Annotated in this window: 8 protein-coding genes; 3 read left to right on the forward strand and 5 right to left on the reverse strand. The window is 73.2% G+C overall.

Annotated elements, in window-relative coordinates:
• Positions 1 to 32 precede the first annotated feature (32 nt).
• A complete protein-coding gene (locus ABZZ04_RS11455; RefSeq protein ID WP_356931973.1) occupies positions 33 to 5,042 on the forward strand; it encodes an NAD-glutamate dehydrogenase in 5,010 nt (1,669 codons plus the stop codon).
• 132 nt (positions 5,043 to 5,174) lie between these two features.
• Here ABZZ04_RS11455 and ABZZ04_RS11460 read toward each other — a convergent pair whose 3' ends face one another.
• From ABZZ04_RS11460 to ABZZ04_RS11475, 4 genes are all read right to left on the reverse strand, one after another.
• The gene (locus ABZZ04_RS11460; RefSeq protein WP_356931974.1) at positions 5,175 to 7,091 is read right to left on the reverse strand and encodes a protein kinase; all 1,917 of its coding nucleotides are present in this window, start codon (positions 7,089 to 7,091) and stop codon (positions 5,175 to 5,177) included.
• Positions 7,092 to 7,179: 88 nt separating this feature from the next.
• Complete coding sequence (locus ABZZ04_RS11465) at positions 7,180 to 8,202, reverse strand: serine/threonine-protein kinase (RefSeq protein WP_356931975.1); 1,023 nt, start codon at positions 8,200 to 8,202, stop codon at positions 7,180 to 7,182.
• 81 nt (positions 8,203 to 8,283) lie between these two features.
• On the reverse strand, positions 8,284 to 9,063 hold the full coding sequence (locus ABZZ04_RS11470) for an ABC transporter ATP-binding protein (RefSeq protein ID WP_356931976.1): 780 nt from the start codon (positions 9,061 to 9,063) through the stop codon (positions 8,284 to 8,286).
• The gene (locus ABZZ04_RS11475; protein WP_356932112.1) at positions 9,056 to 9,946 is read right to left on the reverse strand and encodes an ABC transporter permease; all 891 of its coding nucleotides are present in this window, start codon (positions 9,944 to 9,946) and stop codon (positions 9,056 to 9,058) included. The genes ABZZ04_RS11470 and ABZZ04_RS11475 overlap by 8 nt, the downstream gene beginning before the upstream one ends.
• A gap of 181 nt (positions 9,947 to 10,127) precedes the next feature.
• On the opposite strand from ABZZ04_RS11475, the gene ABZZ04_RS11480 reads away from it, so the two are divergent.
• Positions 10,128 to 10,733, forward strand: coding sequence for a TetR/AcrR family transcriptional regulator (locus tag ABZZ04_RS11480; protein ID WP_356931977.1), 606 nt, complete (start codon positions 10,128 to 10,130; stop codon positions 10,731 to 10,733).
• Positions 10,734 to 10,789: 56 nt separating this feature from the next.
• Here ABZZ04_RS11480 and ABZZ04_RS11485 read toward each other — a convergent pair whose 3' ends face one another.
• On the reverse strand, positions 10,790 to 14,335 hold the full coding sequence (locus ABZZ04_RS11485; protein WP_356931978.1) for a CDP-glycerol glycerophosphotransferase family protein: 3,546 nt from the start codon (positions 14,333 to 14,335) through the stop codon (positions 10,790 to 10,792).
• A 110-nt stretch (positions 14,336 to 14,445) separates the two neighbouring features.
• Between ABZZ04_RS11485 and ABZZ04_RS11490 the strand changes: the two genes are divergently transcribed.
• The gene (locus ABZZ04_RS11490; RefSeq protein ID WP_356931979.1) at positions 14,446 to 16,722 is read left to right on the forward strand and encodes a CDP-glycerol:glycerophosphate glycerophosphotransferase; all 2,277 of its coding nucleotides are present in this window, start codon (positions 14,446 to 14,448) and stop codon (positions 16,720 to 16,722) included.
• Positions 16,723 to 16,833 lie beyond the last annotated feature (111 nt).

Raw genomic sequence — 16,833 nt, forward strand, 5'->3', positions numbered from 1 at the left:
CACGCAACGGCGCGCGACAGGAGCCAGAGGACATGCAGACCAAGCTGGACGAAGCCAAGGCCGAGCTGCTCGCACGAGCCGCGAGGGTAGCTGACAACAGCCCGGGCGGTGGTGTCGGCGGGCCGGGCGGTACCTCCCGGGTCCGTGTCGCGGGCACCGGGGACGAGCAGGAACGTCCCGGGCAGGACGTACTTCTCTCCTACCTCCAGCGCTACTACCTGCACACCGCTCCCGAGGACATCACGGGCCGCGACCCGGTGGACGTCTTCGGGGCCGCTTCCTCCCACTACCGGCTGGCCGAAATGCGCCCGCAGGGCACGGCGAACGTCCGGGTGCACACCCCGACCGTCGAGGAGAACGGCTGGACGTGCAGCCACACCGTCGTCGAGGTGGTCACCGACGACATGCCGTTCCTGGTCGACTCCGTCACCAACGAGCTGTCCCGGCAGGGGCGCGGCATCCACGTCGTGATCCACCCGCAGGTCGTCGTGCGCCGTGACGTCACCGGCAAGCTCATCGAGGTCCTCGCCGAGGGCAACGGCCTCCAGGCGGGCGCGCAGGGCGGCAAGAACGCCAAGGGCGGCACGAAGGACGGCAAGGCCGAGCTGCCGCACGACGCGCTCGTCGAGTCCTGGATCCACGTCGAGATCGACCGCGAGACCGACCGCGCCGACCTTCAGCAGATCACCGCCGACCTGCTGCGCGTCCTGTCCGACGTGCGGGAGACCGTCGAGGACTGGGAGAAGATGCGCGAGGCCGCGCTGCGCATCGCCGACGACCTGCCCGGCGAGCCGCTCGACGACCTCGCCGACGAGGAGGTCAACGAGGCCAGGGAGCTGCTGCGCTGGCTCGCCGCCGACCACTTCACCTTCCTCGGCTACCGCGAGTACGAGCTGAAGGACACCGACTCGCTGGCCGCCGTCGCCGGCACCGGCCTCGGCATCCTGCGCTCCGACCCGCACCACAGCGTCGACGAGGCGCACCCGGTCAGCCCCTCCTTCGACCGGCTGCCCGCCGACGCCCGCGCCAAGGCCCGGGAGCGCAAGCTCCTCATCCTCACCAAGGCCAACAGCCGGTCGACCGTGCACCGGCCCAGCTACCTCGACTACGTCGGCGTGAAGAAGTTCGACCAGGACGGCAACGTCATCGGCGAGCGCCGCTTCCTCGGGCTGTTCTCCTCCGCCGCCTACACCGAGTCCGTGCGCCGGGTGCCCGTCATCCGACGCAAGGTCGCCGAGGTGCTGGAGGGCGCGGGCTTCTCGCCCAACAGCCACGACGGCCGCGACCTGCTCCAGATCCTGGAGACCTACCCGCGCGACGAGCTCTTCCAGACGCCCGTCGACCAGTTGCGCTCCGTGGTCACCTCCGTGCTCTACCTCCAGGAGCGCCGCCGACTGCGGCTCTACCTGCGCCAGGACGAGTACGGGCGCTACTACTCCGCGATCGTCTACCTGCCGCGCGACCGCTACACCACCGGTGTGCGCCTGCGCCTGATCGACATCCTCAAGGAGGAACTGGGCGGCATCAGCGTCGACTTCACCGCCTGGAACACCGAGTCGATCCTCTCCCGGCTGCACTTCGTCGTCCGGGTCGCCCCCGGCACCGAACTGCCCGACCTCACCGACGCCGAGGCCGACCGCATCGAGGCCCGGCTCGTCGAGGCCGCCCGCTCCTGGGCGGACGGCTTCCAGGAGGCGCTGGGCGCCGAGTGCGGCGAGGAGCGGGCCGCCGAGCTGCTGCGCCAGTACGGCCACTCCTTCCCCGAGGGCTACAAGGCCGACCACACGCCGCGCGCCGCCGTGGCCGACCTGGTCCACCTCGAAGCGCTCAAGAAGGACGAGAAGGACTTCGCCCTCAGCCTGTACGAGCCGGTCGGCGCGGGCCCCGGCGAGCGCCGCTTCAAGATCTACCGGACCGGCGAGCAGGTCTCCCTGTCCGCCGTGCTCCCGGCCCTCCAGCGGCTCGGCGTCGAGGTCGTCGACGAGCGCCCGTACGAGCTGCGCTGCGCGGACCGTACGCACGCCTGGATCTACGACTTCGGGCTCCGGATGCCGCAGGCCGGCGGCAACTACCTCGCCGACGACGCCCGCGACCGCTTCCAGGACGCCTTCGCCGCCGTGTGGACCGGGGAGGCCGAGAACGACGGCTTCAACTCGCTGGTCCTGGGCGCCGGGCTGACCTGGCGCCAGGCGATGGTGCTGCGCGCCTACGCCAAGTACCTGCGCCAGGCCGGATCGACGTTCAGCCAGGACTACATGGAGAGCACTCTCCGCAACAACGTCCACACCACCCGGCTGCTGGTCTCGCTCTTCGAGGCCCGGATGTCCCCGGAGCGGCAGAGCGCCGGCACCGAGCTGACCGACGGCCTCCTGGAGGAACTGGACGGGGCCCTGGACCAGGTCGCCTCGCTCGACGAGGACCGCATCCTGCGCTCCTTCCTCACCGTCATCAAGGCCACCCTGCGCACCAACTTCTTCCAGATGGCCGACAGCGGCAAGCCGCACGGCTACGTCTCGATGAAGTTCGACCCGCAGTCCATCCCGGACCTGCCCGCGCCCCGGCCGGCCTTCGAGATCTGGGTCTACTCGCCGCGCGTCGAGGGCGTGCACCTGCGCTTCGGCAAGGTCGCCCGAGGCGGTCTGCGCTGGTCGGACCGGCGCGAGGACTTCCGCACGGAGATCCTCGGCCTGGTCAAGGCGCAGATGGTCAAGAACACCGTCATCGTGCCCGTCGGCGCCAAGGGCGGGTTCGTCGCCAAGCAGCTCCCGGACCCGGCCGTCGACCGCGACGCCTGGATGGCCGAGGGCATCGCCTCGTACCGCACCTTCATCTCGGCACTGCTCGACATCACCGACAACATGGTGGCCGGCGAGGTCGTGCCGCCCAAGGACGTCGTCCGGCACGACGAGGACGACACCTACCTGGTCGTCGCCGCCGACAAGGGCACCGCGAGCTTCTCCGACATCGCCAACGAGGTCGCCGTCGCGTACGGCTTCTGGCTCGGCGACGCCTTCGCCTCCGGCGGCTCCGCCGGTTACGACCACAAGGGCATGGGCATCACCGCCCGCGGCGCCTGGGAGTCCGTCAAGCGGCACTTCCGCGAGCTGGGCCACGACACCCAGACCCAGGACTTCACCGTCGTCGGCGTCGGCGACATGTCCGGTGACGTGTTCGGCAACGGCATGCTGCTCTCCGAGCACATCCGGCTCGTCGCCGCCTTCGACCACCGGCACATCTTCCTCGACCCGACCCCGGACGCCGCCACCTCCTACGCCGAGCGGCGCCGCCTCTTCGAGCTGCCGCGCAGCTCCTGGGCCGACTACGGCAAGGAACTGCTCTCCGCGGGCGGCGGCGTCCACCCGCGCAGCGCCAAGTCCATCCCGATCAACGCGCACATCCGCGAGGCGCTCGGCATCGAGCCGGGAGTCACCAAGATGACGCCCGCCGATCTGATGCAGACCATCCTCAAGTCCCCCGTGGACCTGGTGTGGAACGGCGGCATCGGCACGTACATCAAGTCCTCCGCCGAGTCGAACGCGGACGTCGGCGACAAGGCCAACGACGCGATCCGGGTCAACGGCGAGGACCTGCGGGCCAAGGTCGTCGGCGAGGGCGGCAACCTCGGCGCCACCCAGCTCGGCCGGATCGAGTTCGCCCGCACCGGCGGCCGGATCAACACCGACGCGATCGACAACAGCGCCGGTGTGGACACCTCCGACCACGAGGTGAACATCAAGATCCTGCTCAACGGCCTGGTCCGGGACGGCGACATGACCGTCAAGCAGCGCAACAAGCTGCTCGCCGAGATGACCGACGAGATCGGCCGCCTGGTCCTGCGCAACAACTACGCGCAGAACGTGGCACTCGCCAACGCCACGGCCCAGTCGTCCTCCCTGCTCCACGCCCACCAGCGCTTCATGCGCCGACTGGGCCGCGACGGCGACCTCGACCGCGGTCTGGAGTTCCTGCCCAACGACCGGCAGATCCGTGAGCTGCTCAACTCCGGCAGGGGGCTCAGCCAGCCCGAACTCGCCGTGCTGCTCGCCTACACGAAGATCACCGCGGCCCGGGAGCTGATCCACACCAGCCTGCCGGACGACCCGCACCTGCAGACGCTGCTGCACGCCTACTTCCCGCACCAGCTGCGCGAGCAGTTCCCCGAGGCGGTCGACGGGCACGCGCTGCGCCGCGAGATCATCACCACCGTCCTGGTCAACGACACGGTGAACAGCGGCGGTTCGACCTTCCTGCACCGGCTGCGGGAAGAGACCGGTGCCTCGATCGAGGAGATCGTGCGGGCGCAGTTCGCGGCCCGTGAGATCTTCGGCCTCGGCCAGGTGTGGGACGCCGTGGAGGCGCTCGACAACGAGGTCGCCGCCGATGTGCAGACCCGCGTCCGGCTGCACTCGCGCCGGCTCGTCGAGCGCGGTTCGCGCTGGCTGCTCGGCAACCGGCCGCAGCCGCTGGAGATCGCCGAGACGGTCGACTTCTTCAAGGCCGGGGTCGAGCAGGTCTGGGCCGAGCTGCCCAAGATGCTGAAGGGCACCGACCTGGAGTGGTACCAGTCGATCCTGGACGAGCTCACCGAGGCAGGCGTCCCGGGCGAGCTGGCCCAGCGGGTCGCCGGATTCTCCTCCGCCTTCCCGGCGCTGGACATCGTGGCGATCGCGGAGCGCACCGGCAAGGACCCGCTCGCCGTCGCCGAGGTGTACTACGACCTCGCCGACCGGCTGGGCATCACCCGGCTGATGGACCGGATCATCGAGCTGCCGCGGGCCGACCGCTGGCAGTCCATGGCCCGCGCCTCCATCCGCGAGGACCTGTACGCGGCGCACGCCGCGCTCACCGCGGACGTGCTGTCGGCGGGCAACGGGGGCTCGACGCCGGAGGAGCGGTTCAAGGCCTGGGAGGAGAAGAACGCGGCGATCCTCACGCGTTCGCGCTCCACGCTCGACGAGATCCAGGGCTCGGACGCCTTCGACCTGGCGAACCTGTCGGTGGCCATGCGGACGATGCGGACGCTGCTGCGCACGCACGCGTGACGCCCGAGGGGTGAGAGGCGGTCGCCGGACCGGTCGGTCCGGCGACCGCCGCCGTCTTTTCCGGACGGCGGCGGACGGAGCCGTTCCGGGGCGTTCCCGCCGGACGACGGCGGGAACGCCCCCGAACGACCGTCAGTCGATCTTCCAGAGGGTCAGCGTGCCCTCGTAGGTGGGGGTCCTCTCGCTGGTGTTGAACACCACGTTGGAGATCTTCCACTGGGCGAGGTTGCCCTCGGAGGTCACGCTGCACATCACGTCGCCCGCCACGATGGTCTTCTCCTTGTTCAGGGTCTCGCTGGAGACCGAGCTGGGGAGAGGGTTCTGCTTGGCGGCGGTGTGGCACGCCTCGGGGGACTCGCCGTTCGCCTTGCCCAGCGCCCGGTTGAACTCCAGCGTGTCGTACGAGGCGTTGAGCTCGCGGTCGTCCGAGTCGATCCCCGCGTTGGGGTCCACGAGCGGGGCGTCCATGTCGACGTAGGTGTTGTCCAGGCCCGACGGGGTCCGCAGGTTCAGCGGCTTGTCCCTGAAGATCTCGGAGTACGAGGCGGGCGGGGGGTTCTTCGACCCGCTGCCGGACGGCTCGCCGGTGGAGCCGCCGGAGGAGTCGTCCGCGGTGGACCCGCCGTCCGTGCCGGACTTCCGGGGGCCCTGCGCGCTGCTGCCGCCGTTCTGCTTCTTCTCGTCGTCCGAGTCCTTGCCGAGCACCCAGAGCGTGCCGCCGATGCCGGTGGCGAACGCGACCACCACGGCGGCGATCAGCAGGGCCGGCCGCTTGCGGCGGGGCGCGGCGGAGCCGGTCTCCGGGGGCTGCGGGGCCGGCTGATGCGCCGGGAACGGTCCGCTGCCCGGGCCCTGGGCGGGCGGCACCGCACCGGGCGGCACCGCACCGGGGGTCTGGGTGAGCGGCATCGTGCCGGGCCACGCACCGCCCGCCGGCTGACCTGTTCCCGGTCCGGCCGGGCCCGGCCCCGTTCCCGGCGAGTACGACGGTGCGGAGGAGGCGGGCGGCAGGGTGCCGGTGGCATAGGGGTTGGGACCGGGATCGGTGGCGTAGGGGTTGGGCCCGGCGCCGGTTCCGGTGGCGTAGGGGTTGGAATCGGGCTGCGGCGCGCTCGACGGGTACGTGGGGGCCGCCGGGTCCGCCGGCTGCGGGGGCAGTTGCGCGGCCTGCTCGTGGTGGGCGATCCGGGCGGCGACCGGCGCGGGCAGCCAGTCGCCGGGCTCCCGCAGCGACCGGCCCGCGGCCTGCTCGCACAGGGACGCCAGTTCGGCGGGGGTGATACGGGTGCCCGGGTCGGCGGTCAGGCAGCGTTCGAGCAACGGGCGCAGCTCGGCCGGGTATTCGTCCAGCTTCGGCGGGCGGCTGGCGGTGTTGGCGATCTGGGTGGCGACGGTGAGGGCGCCGCCCGCCCCGTACGGGTGCCGTCCGGTCGCCGCGACGGCCGCGATCAGGCCCAGCGAGAACACGTCCGTGGCCGGGCCGACCTGCTCGCCGAGCGCGTGCTCCGGCGACATGTACTGCGGCGTGCCGATGACCCCGCTGCCGGTGAGCTGGGTGGCGTCGGTGGCACGGGCGATCCCGAAGTCGATGACGTACGGGCCCGTCGCGCCGAGCAGGATGTTGCCGGGCTTCAGGTCGCGGTGGACGACCCCGGCCGCGTGGATGGAGCCCAGCGCCTGCGCGGTGCAGCCGACGAGCCGGAAGACCGCGGACAGCGGCAGCGGACCGTGGGACTCCAGGACCGCCTGGAGGGCCAGACCCGGGACGAACGCCGAGGCCAGCCAGGGGAGCGGGCCGGAGGTGTCGTGGTCGACGACCGGCACCAGGTGGTAGCCCTGCACGCGCCGGGCGGCCTGCACCTCCTGGTCGAACCGACGGCGGAACTCCGGATCGTCGCCGAACTCGCGGCGGATCAGTTTCAGCGCGACGGCCTGGCCGCCCCGGGTGTGCGAGAGGTAGACGGTGCCCATCCCGCCCTCGCCGATCCGGGCGATCAGCCGGTATCCGGAGATCTCGCGCGGATCCTGGGGGCCGAGAGGTGTGAGCACGTCACCGGTGCCGGTACTGATGGGAGCCTCCCCCGCTCATCACTGCAAGTGTGCCGGATGAGACTACGACACCTTCCGGCCCGTCAAGTCAGCTGCCCGGGGACGGGTTTCGACGGACCCGGCGTTTCCATTCGGCGGCCAGCGGATCGCGCACGGTCGGCACGTAGGTGGGCGTGTACCCGGCGGAGCGGGGCCGGGTCGCCGCCTCGATCCGGGCCACGGCCGAGGCCACCGGGTCCGGCAGCCAGCCGGTGAAGTTCCGCAGCCCCCGCACGTCGTCCGCGCCCAGCGCCCGGCGGCACAGTTCGGCGACCTCCGGGGCCGAGGGGCGGTCCTCGGGCCGGGCCGCAAGACAGAGCCGGAGCAGCCGGCGCAGCGGTTCGGGGTGGTGGTCCAGCGCCGGGGGTTCGCGGTCGGTCTCCGCGATGCGGGCGGCGACCGCGAGGCCGTGGCCCCGCCCGTACGGGTGCTCCCCGGTGGCGGCCTCGGCGGCCAGCAGCCCGAGCGCGAACACGTCGGACGCGGACGTCAGCGGCCTGCCCAGCGCGTGCTCGGGCGACATGTTCTTCGGGGTGCCGACCAGCCGGCCCACCGTGGTGAGGGTGCGCAGGTCCGACGTCCGCGCGATGCCGAAGTCGAGCAGCCAGGGGCCGCTCGCGGCGAGCAGCAGATTGCCGGGCTTGACGTCGCGGTGGATGACCCCGGCGGAGTGGACCGAGGCCAGCGCACCGGCGAGACAGCCGGTCAGCCGGAGCACGGTGGCCGTCGGCAGCGGCCCGTACCCGTCGATGACGGTGTCCAGCGGGAGGCCGGGGACGTAGTGGGTGGCGAGCCAGGGAGTCTCCCCCTCGGCGTCGTGGTCGACGACGGGCACCAGGTGGTAGCCGGAGACCCGGCGGGCGGCGGCCACCTCGCGGGCGAACCGCACCCGGAACGCCGCGTCCCGCGCGTACTCCCGGCGGACCGCCTTCAGCGCGACGGGCTGGCCGCCCCGGGTGTGCGAGAGGTAGACGGTGCCCATCCCGCCCTCGCCCACCCGGGCCCGCAGCACGTAACCGGAGATCTCGTGGGGATCGTCCGCCCGCAGCGGCCCCGGCACCCCGTCCTGCATGTGTCCCCCCGTGTCGGACCGTTCGGCTCGCACAACCCCTGGCGAGCCCCGGGATCTTAGCCCGTGCGAAGGGGGCTCGGCCTACTTCTTTCCGGAGGTGAACCGTTCGTAGGCGGCCACGACCTCCTTGGCGGGGCCGTCCATCCGGAGCGTGCCCGCCTCCAGCCAGATCGCCCGGTCGCAGGTCTCGGTGATCGACTTGTTGCTGTGGCTGACCAGGAAGACCGTGCCGGCCTCCTTGCGCAGTTCCTTGATCCGTTCCTTGCTGCGCCGCTGGAACCTGGCGTCGCCGGTGGACAGCGCCTCGTCGATCAGCAGGACGTCGTGGCTCCTGGCGGCGGCGATCGAGAAGCGCAGCCGGGCGGCCATGCCGGAGGAGTACGTGCGCATCGGCAGGGAGATGAAGTCGCCCTTGTCGTCGATGCCGGAGAAATCGACGATGTCCTGGTAGCACTCGCGGATCCGGTCCCGCGTCATGCCCATCGCGAGGCCGCCGAGCACCACGTTGCGCTCCCCGGTCAGATCGCCCATCAGTGCCGCGTTCACCCCGAGCAGCGAGGGCTGGCCGTGGGTGTGGACCCGGCCCCTCGTCGCGGGCAGCAGGCCGGCGATGGCCTTGAGCAGGGTGGACTTCCCCGAGCCGTTGGAGCCGATCAGGCCGATGGCCTCGCCCTTGTACGCCGCGAAGCTCACCCCCTTCACCGCGTGCACCTCGCGCACCCCGGGGGACCGGCGGCGCGAGACGATCCGGCTGAGCGCCGAGGTGGCGCTGCCCTTCCCGGCGCGGGCGCCGTTGACCTGATACGTGATGTGGACGTCGTCCACGACGACGGTCGGCACCCGCTCGTCGTTGTCAGCCACGGCCGTACCTCTCCTCCGCCTGCCAGAACCACACGAATCCGCCCACGCCGCACACGATCGCCCAGCCCGCGGCGATCGCCCACACGTGCGGCGGCAGATGGGACGTGCCGAAGCTGTCGATGAGGGCGAAGCGCATCAGGTCGATGAAGACGGCGGCCGGATTGCACTCCAGCATCACCTTCACGAAGTGCGGCACCCGGTCGCCCGCGAGCATCGTGTCCACGCTCCACATGACGCCCGAGGCGTACATCCAGGTGCGCAGGACGAACGGCATCAGCTGGGCGATGTCCGGCGTCCGGGCGGTCAGCCGCGCCACCGCCATGGAGACACCGGTGTTGAACACGGTCTGGAGGAACAGCGCCGGCACCGCCAGCAGCCAGGACGGCTTCGGGAACTGTCCGAAGCCGATCAGGATCAGCACCAGCGCGCCCAGCGAGAACAGCAGTTGCTGGAGCTGCTGGAGGGCCAGTGCGATCGGCAGCGAGGCGCGCGGGAAGTGCAGGGCCCGCACCAGACCGATGTTGCCGCTGATCGCCCGGGTGCCCGCGGTGATCGAGCTGCTGGTGAAGGTCCAGATGAACACGCCGGTGACGAGGAACGGCACGAAGTCCTCGACGTCGCGCCTGGTGTCCAGCAGGACGCCGAAGATGAAGTAGTAGACCGTCGCGTTCAGCAGCGGGGTCATGATCTGCCAGATCTGGCCGAGCTTCGCCCGGCTGTACTGGGCGGTCAGCTTGGCGGTGGCGAACGCCGTGATGAAGTGCCGCCGCCCCCACAGCCGGCGGACGTACACGCCCAGCGGGGGCCGGGCGCCGCTCGTCGTCAGCCCGTGCCGGGCGGCCAGCGCGGCGAGCTCGCCCGGCGCGTACACCGGTGGGGACAAGGGGTCGGCCGAGGGGCCGGCGGGGGCGGGTGGGGCTGCTGTCTGGCTCACCGCGATCGCTTTCGACGGGGGCGGGAAACGCGAAGAACGACGGAACGGAACCGTATCGTCGCAACGCCGAGGTTAGGACGTGCGTACGTCGCAACGCAACCGTTCCGTCGTCACGGACTATGCTTCGGCCATGACCACCGACCCCGGAACCCGCCGCCGCGCCCCCGCGGGAGCCGCCGTGCTGCGCGAGGACGTCACCGACGCGATCCGCAGCGCCGTCTTCGAGGAACTGGCCGCGGTGGGCTTCGCCCGGATGTCGATGGAGGGCATCGCCCGGCGCGCGGGGGTCGGCAAGACCGCCGTGTACCGCCGCTGGAAGTCCAAGCTGGCCCTGGTCCTCGACCTGGTCTCCGCCGTCGCCGTCCAGGGCATGCCGGCCCCGGCCACCGGTTCGCTGCACGGGGACGTCCGCGCCGTGCTCGAACTCGCCGCCTACGCGCTGCGCCACCCGGTCGCCTCGCAGGTCATCCCGGACCTGCTGGTCGAGGCGGCCCGCAACCCGGAGATCTCCGACACGATCAAGGCCGCGCTGCTCGACCCGCAGCAGGGCATCGCCGCCGTGGTCGTACGGGACGCGGTGGCCCGCGGCGAACTGCCGGCGGACAGCGACCCGGACCGGGCGCTGGACCTGATCGTCGGCCCGCTCTACTGGCGGCTGGCCGTCGTGCGCGCCCCGCTGCCCGAGGGGTACCTCGACGACCTGGCGACGGCCGCCGTCGCCGCGCTCAGGAGCTGACCGGGCCTGCTGCCTCCTGTCTGTTCTTCGGTCGGCTCCGGTCCCGGTACCGGGTCTCAGCCCTCGGCGAGCAGCCGGTCCGCGACCCGGCCCGCCGCCCCGCCGTCGTCCAGGTCGCAGAAGTCCCGGCGGAAACTCTCGTACGCCGCCGCGTGCCGGGACGCCGACGCGGTCAGGGTGCCCGCGTCGCGCAGGAGCGCGGCGATCCGGTCCGCGTCGGCGAGCAGCGGCCCCGGTGCCCGGCCCTCGAAGTCCAGACAGAAACCGCGCACCGTGTCGCGGTAATGGGCCAGGTCGTGGGTGTGGAAGACCATCGGGCGGCCGGTGTGGGCGAAGTCGAACATCAGGCCCGCGTAGTCCGTGACCAGCACGTCGGCGACCAGCAGCAGTTCCGCGGCGTCCGGATGCCCCGACACGTCGCGCAGCCCCGGCCGCTCCGGAACGCTCCCGGTCACCCGCGGATGGCGGCGCACCAGCACCGTGTGGCCGTCGCCGGCCGAGCGGGCCAACGCGGCCGGGTCGAGCGTCGGGGCCCAGCGGTAGCGGGGCCGCTCGCCGTCGGCCGGCGGGTGGACCAGCTGGTCGCGGTAGGTCGGCGCGTACAGCACCACCCGGCGGCCGTCCGGGATGCCGAGCCGGCGCCGCACCCGCTCCGCGGTCTTGCCGCGGTCGGCCGAGAAGAGCAGGTCGTTGGCGGGGGAACCGGCCTCCAGGACCTCGCCGTCGTAACCGAGCGCGCGGCGCAGCAGCGGGGTGGAGTGGCTGCTGGGGGAGACCAGGACGGACCACTGGGCCGACCGGCGGGGCAGCGTGGCGAGTTCGTGGTGGTCGGCGTACAGGGTGCCGCGCAGGTCCGCGCCGAACCGGCCGAGCGGGGCGCCGTGCCAGGTCTGCACGACGGTCTGGCCGGGCCGCCGCTCGAACCACTCGGGCAGCTGGTCGTCGGTGACGATCCGGCGGGACCTGGCCAGCGCCTCGTACCAGGCGGCGCTGTGCTCGACGACGGGGCGGGCTGTGGACGGGACGTGGCCGTGGAGCCCGTCGGTGACCCAGAGGTGCTCCGTCTCCACGCCCCGGCGCAGGAGTTCGGCGTGCACGGCGCGCGGGGAGTCGCCGCCCAGGTAGAGGACCGCGTCCCGCAGCGGCATCGCGCGCCGCGCCGGGTAGTACGTGCCGCGCAGTTCGGCCCGGTGGTACGCGCCGCGCTCGGCGGGCGCGAGCACCGAACCGGCCCGCACGGCCAGCCGGTCGCCGAACCGGCGGTCCAGGGCGAACTCCCGGTCGGGCACGGGGGCCGAGGCGAACCGGCCCGCGCGGGGGAGCGGCAGCCGGCCGGCGAGCGCGGTCAGCACCCGGACCGGACGGCCGCCCAGATACGCGTCCCAGAGGCCCTCGTGCAGCCCGGCGGTCACCGACGGCGCGAGGAACGCGGTGAACCGCCGCCCCCCGTACGCCTCCTCGTGCTCCTCCCGGCACGGGTCCTCGTCCGCCCCCTTCGGCGCCCCGGCGCACCGCACGTCGTGCGTGACGGGGACCGCCACCGTCTCGCGCAGCGTCTCGTGCCGCAGCAGCAGATGGGCCGGGGCCCGCTCCGGCCAGGTCTCCGCCCCCGCACCGGTCACCCCCTCCATCCGCAGCGCGCCCTCGGCCGTCCACGCCGCCCCGTCCACGAACGGCTGCCCGCTCAGGTCCAGCACCAGCTCGCCCGCCGCGTCCGCCACCACCGGCGGCGCCGTCTCCGGGGCCGCCGCGAGGGGCACCCGCGAACCGTCGGCCAGCACCAGCCGCGCCCGCCACCGCCCGCCCGGCTCCGTCTCGACCTCGCGCGGCGCCCGGTGCGGCACCGACGGGGCGGCCGCCATCCCCGCGAGGTCGGCGAGCGGGATGCGCACCGTGAAACGCCCGTCCGCCCGGCACTCGACGGGGTGGCCGAACTCCTGGTCCGCCACCCCCTCGCAGAACAGCACCAGGGCCTTCGGCAGAACGTTTCCGTACAGCCTGCCGGTCAGTTCCAGCGTTCGGCCGAAACGCCGCGCCTCGCAGCGGGCCGGCAACTGCGCCAGGGTCAGCCGCAGCCGCCCGTCCCGGTAGTCGAGCACCGCCCGCCGCCCCTCGCCCAGGTCGTGGACGAGCGGCTGGGCGGCCCCCGCCTCCGCGGCGCGCACGGCCACCCGGCGGGCCGTGCCGTGCGCGGCCACCATCACCCCCACCAGCCAGCCGCCGGGCCGCAGCCGGCGCGGGTCGAGGGTCATCTCGAAGCCCGCGTGGTCGTAACCGTGCAGCCGCTGACCGGAGTCGACGGTCGCCTCCGGCGCGGGCACCCCGCGCAGCGGCACCGTCCGCAGCTGCTGGCCGCGGGTGGCGCGCACCATGCCCACCCGCAGCGACTGCCGCGCGGACGGGGCCGGCAGATTGCGGATGTACGCGTAGCCGCGCAGCCGCAGCCGCCCGTCCTCGCCCCACCGCGCCCGGGTCAGCCGGGCCACGGCCGGCAGGTCGGCGCGGGCGGGGCGGGCGGTGTCCGGCAGGCCCGGGAAACCGGCCTGCCGCCGCCCCGGCACACCGGTGACCATGAACGTCCCGGTGCCGTTGGCCCGTTCGAAGGCGAGCACCTCCAGCAGCTCCGGGAGACGCCGCTCCTTCACGAGCTGCCACTTGAGCCGCAGTTCCACCGGCAGTTCGTGCGCCACGGCCCGGTCCGCGCGGCCCGCCCCGTCCATCCGCTCCATCCGGTCCAGGAACGCCCCCGCGTCCTTCATGAACGCCTTCCGGTACGCGGGCCCGCCCATCGTGAGCCCCTCCAGGAAGCACACGAAGTCGTCGCGCAGACAGGAGAGGTCGTAACGGCGCCGCGCCCCGGCGTTCGCCACTCCGCCCCGGCCCGCGAGGAACGCGCTGACCTGCTCGCACGCCGCGATCCGGTCCCGCACGCCCCGCACGTCGGTGCGCCACCGGGCGATCGAGTCCTCCCGCACCCGCCAGTAGTAGACGTGCTCGTGCAGGACGTCCACGGCGTCGGCCAGATAGTGCGCCGGGACCATCACCGGGGTGTCCTCGCAGAGCCTTCCCTCCGGGAAGGAGAAGGCGTGCCGGTCCCAGAAGGAGCGCCGGAACACCTTGTTCCAGACGGCCCGGTCGGCGAGCAGCCGCGGATCGCGGCTGATGTGGGTGCGGGTCCGGGTGCCGGTCAGCCAGCGGTACTGCCGGGCCTGCTGCCGCCCCTGCTCGCTCAGCCGCCACACGTTGCCGGTCGCGAAGTCGGAGCCGGTGGACTCCAGCGAGGCCAGCATCCGCTGGTAGGCGTCGTGCACGACGACGTCGGCGCTGTCGACGAACGCCAGGTACGGTACGCCCGGAGTGGTGTGCCGCACGCCCGTGTCGCGGGCCGCGCCCGGCCCCGAGCCGGGACGGCGGACGCAGCGGAAGCGGCGGTCGCGGGCGGCGAACATCTCGGCGACGACCATGCTGCCGTCCGTCGAGCCGTCGTCCACGAGGACCACCTCGATGTCGGTGACCGACTGCTCGGCCACCGAGCGCAGGCAGTCCTCCAGATGGTCCTCGACGTTGCGGACCGGGACGACGACACTGAGGCGCGGCTTCATGCACGGACAACAGGGGCGGACGCCCCGGGTCACCGACACTGCCCCGAATGGGTGAACACAGGATTTGACTCGGAGCCCGTCACGTGACGGCGCGATTACGCTCGGCTGCCATGCTTCTCAGTGTTGTCATGCCCGTCCACCGCGTTCAGGGCTACCTCCGGGCGACCCTGGAGTCCGTCCTCGACCAGCTTCCCGGTGAACCGGAACTCGTGGTCGTCGACGACGGGTCCCGGGACGGCGGCGGCGACATCGCCGCCGAGTTCGCGCGGCGCGATCCGCGCGTCAGGGTGATCACCCTTCCGGAGCACCGCGGCGCGGGACCGGCCCGCAACGCCGGGGCCGCCGCGGCGTGCGGCCGGTACCTGCTCTTCCTCGACGGCGACGGCCTGCTGCTGCCGGGCGCCCTGGAGGCGGTCGCCGGCCGGCTGGCCACGGGCGAACCGGACGTGCTGCTCCTGGGCCACGACCGCGTCGACTGGTGGGGCGAGGTGTCGGCCCCGGTCCCCGCCCCGGCGGTCCCGGAACCGGCCCTCCCCGCCCCGGTGCCGGAACCGGCCCCCGCCGTTCTCGTGCCGGAACCGGTCCCGGCCGTCCTCGTACCGATCCCGGACCCCGCCCCGGCCGTCCTCGTACCGGCCCCGGTCGTCATGCCGCCGGTCGCCGCGTCGCCGATGGGCGTGCCCGCCGACGGCACCGGGTCCGGCCCGGCCGCCGGGACCGCGGCGCCGCTCGCCCCGGTACCCGCCCCGGAGATCGAGGGGTTCTCCACCGCCGTCCCGTGCCTCGTCCGCCGGGCCTTCTGGACCGGGCACGGCCTCCACTTCACCGACGGCCCCTACGCGGACGTGCTCCCCCTCCACCGGGCCGTGCTGCTGGCGGCCGACGCCGGCACGCTCGACGCCCTCGACCGGACCTGCGTCCGCCACCGCACACGCCGCTCCGGCACCCCCGCCACCACACCGGGACGCCACCACTTCGCGATCCTCGACGCGTACGCCCGGCTGCTCGCCGAGACCGGCGACGACCCGCGCGTCCGGGCGGCGCGCGCCCGCCACCTGCGCGCCGTCCTCGACGACCCCGGCCGGATCGCCCCCGAGGACCGCGCCGCCTTCCACCGCGCCGCCGCACTGCCCGGCAGCTACCCCGCCCACCGCGCCCGCCAGGCCGCCCTGGCCGCCCACGACCGCGCCCGGACCTCCCTGGGCCGCTGCGGGAAGGCGCTCGGGACCGGCTTCACCCGCGCCGTCTACCGCACCGACCTGCTCCGCCCCCTGGACCCCGACCTCGCGGTGTACGGGGCCTACTGGAACCGGGGCGTCGCCTGCAACCCGGCCGCGATCCACGCCAAGGCCCTCGAACTGGCCCCGCACGTCCAGGGCGTCTGGACCGTCTCCCCCCGGTACCTGGACCGGGTGCCGCCCGGCACCCCGTACGTCGTCGAGGGCACCCTCGCCTACTGGCGGATCATGGCCACCGCCACGTACCTGATCAACAACTCCGGCTTCCCCGGCGGCTTCACCAAGCGCCCCGGCCAGCGCTACCTCCAGACCCACCACGGCACCCCGCTGAAGACCATGGGACTGGACCGGCGCGGCTACCCGGCCCCCACCGGCGGCATCGGCTTCGAACGGATCGTCGCCCACGCCGACCAGTGGGACCTCTCCCTCTCCGCCAACCCGCACACCACCGAGATCTGGGACCGGGTCTACCCGGCCGGGTACGAGCACCTGAACCTCGGCTACCCGCGCAACGACGTCTTCTTCACCGCCGGGCCGGAACGGACCGAGGAGATCCGCCGGGAGCTCGGCATCCCCCTGAGCCGGACCGTGCTCCTGTACGCGCCCACCCACCGCGACCACCGCAAGGACTTCGTCCCCCACACCGGCCACCGCGAGGGCTCCGTCCCCCACCTCGACCCGGAACGCCTGGCCCGCGCACTCGGCCCGCGCTACGTGGTGCTGGTCCGCGCGCACCACCTCCACGGCCGCCCGGTCCGGCCGTCCGGCGCCGGGGTGATCGACGTGACGGACCATCCGTCCGTCGAGGAACTCTGCCTGGCCTCCGACGCGTTGATCACCGACTACTCGTCACTGATGTTCGACTACGCCTGCCTGGACCGCCCGATCGTCAGCCACGCCCCGGACTGGGACGCCTACCGGGCCTCCCGCGGCACCTACTTCGACCTGCTCTCGGGGCGCCCCGGCGACACTCCCGGCGCCGTCGCCACCACCGAGGACGAACTGGTGGACCTCTTCAGGAGCGGTGAGTGGTGCTCGCCGCGCACGGACCGGCTGCGGACCGCTTTCCGGGAACGTTTCTGCCCGTACGACGACGGGCACGCGGCCGAACGCGTGGTGCGCCGGCTGTTCCTGAGCGACGAGGAGTAGGCCGCCCGCCGGACGGCCCCGCACCCGGTCCGCCGGGCCCCCGGGGCGGCAACCGCGGAGCGGCCGATCTCACCCGTTCGGGAGGGACCGCGACCGGTGACCCCCGGCGGC

It is taken from the genome of Streptomyces sp. NPDC006435 (genome assembly GCF_040612315.1).
Lineage (GTDB): Bacteria > Actinomycetota > Actinomycetes > Streptomycetales > Streptomycetaceae > Streptomyces.

Coding starts and splice junctions, on each gene's coding strand:
- ABZZ04_RS11485 (WP_356931978.1), bottom strand. CDS start 14,335: ATGAAGCCGCGCCTCAGTGTCGTCGTCCCGGTCCGCAACGTCGAGGAC.
- ABZZ04_RS11490 (WP_356931979.1), top strand. CDS start 14,446: ATGCTTCTCAGTGTTGTCATGCCCGTCCACCGCGTTCAGGGCTACCTC.
- ABZZ04_RS11465 (WP_356931975.1), bottom strand. CDS start 8,202: ATGCAGGACGGGGTGCCGGGGCCGCTGCGGGCGGACGATCCCCACGAG.
- ABZZ04_RS11480 (WP_356931977.1), top strand. CDS start 10,128: ATGACCACCGACCCCGGAACCCGCCGCCGCGCCCCCGCGGGAGCCGCC.
- ABZZ04_RS11455 (WP_356931973.1), top strand. CDS start 33: ATGCAGACCAAGCTGGACGAAGCCAAGGCCGAGCTGCTCGCACGAGCC.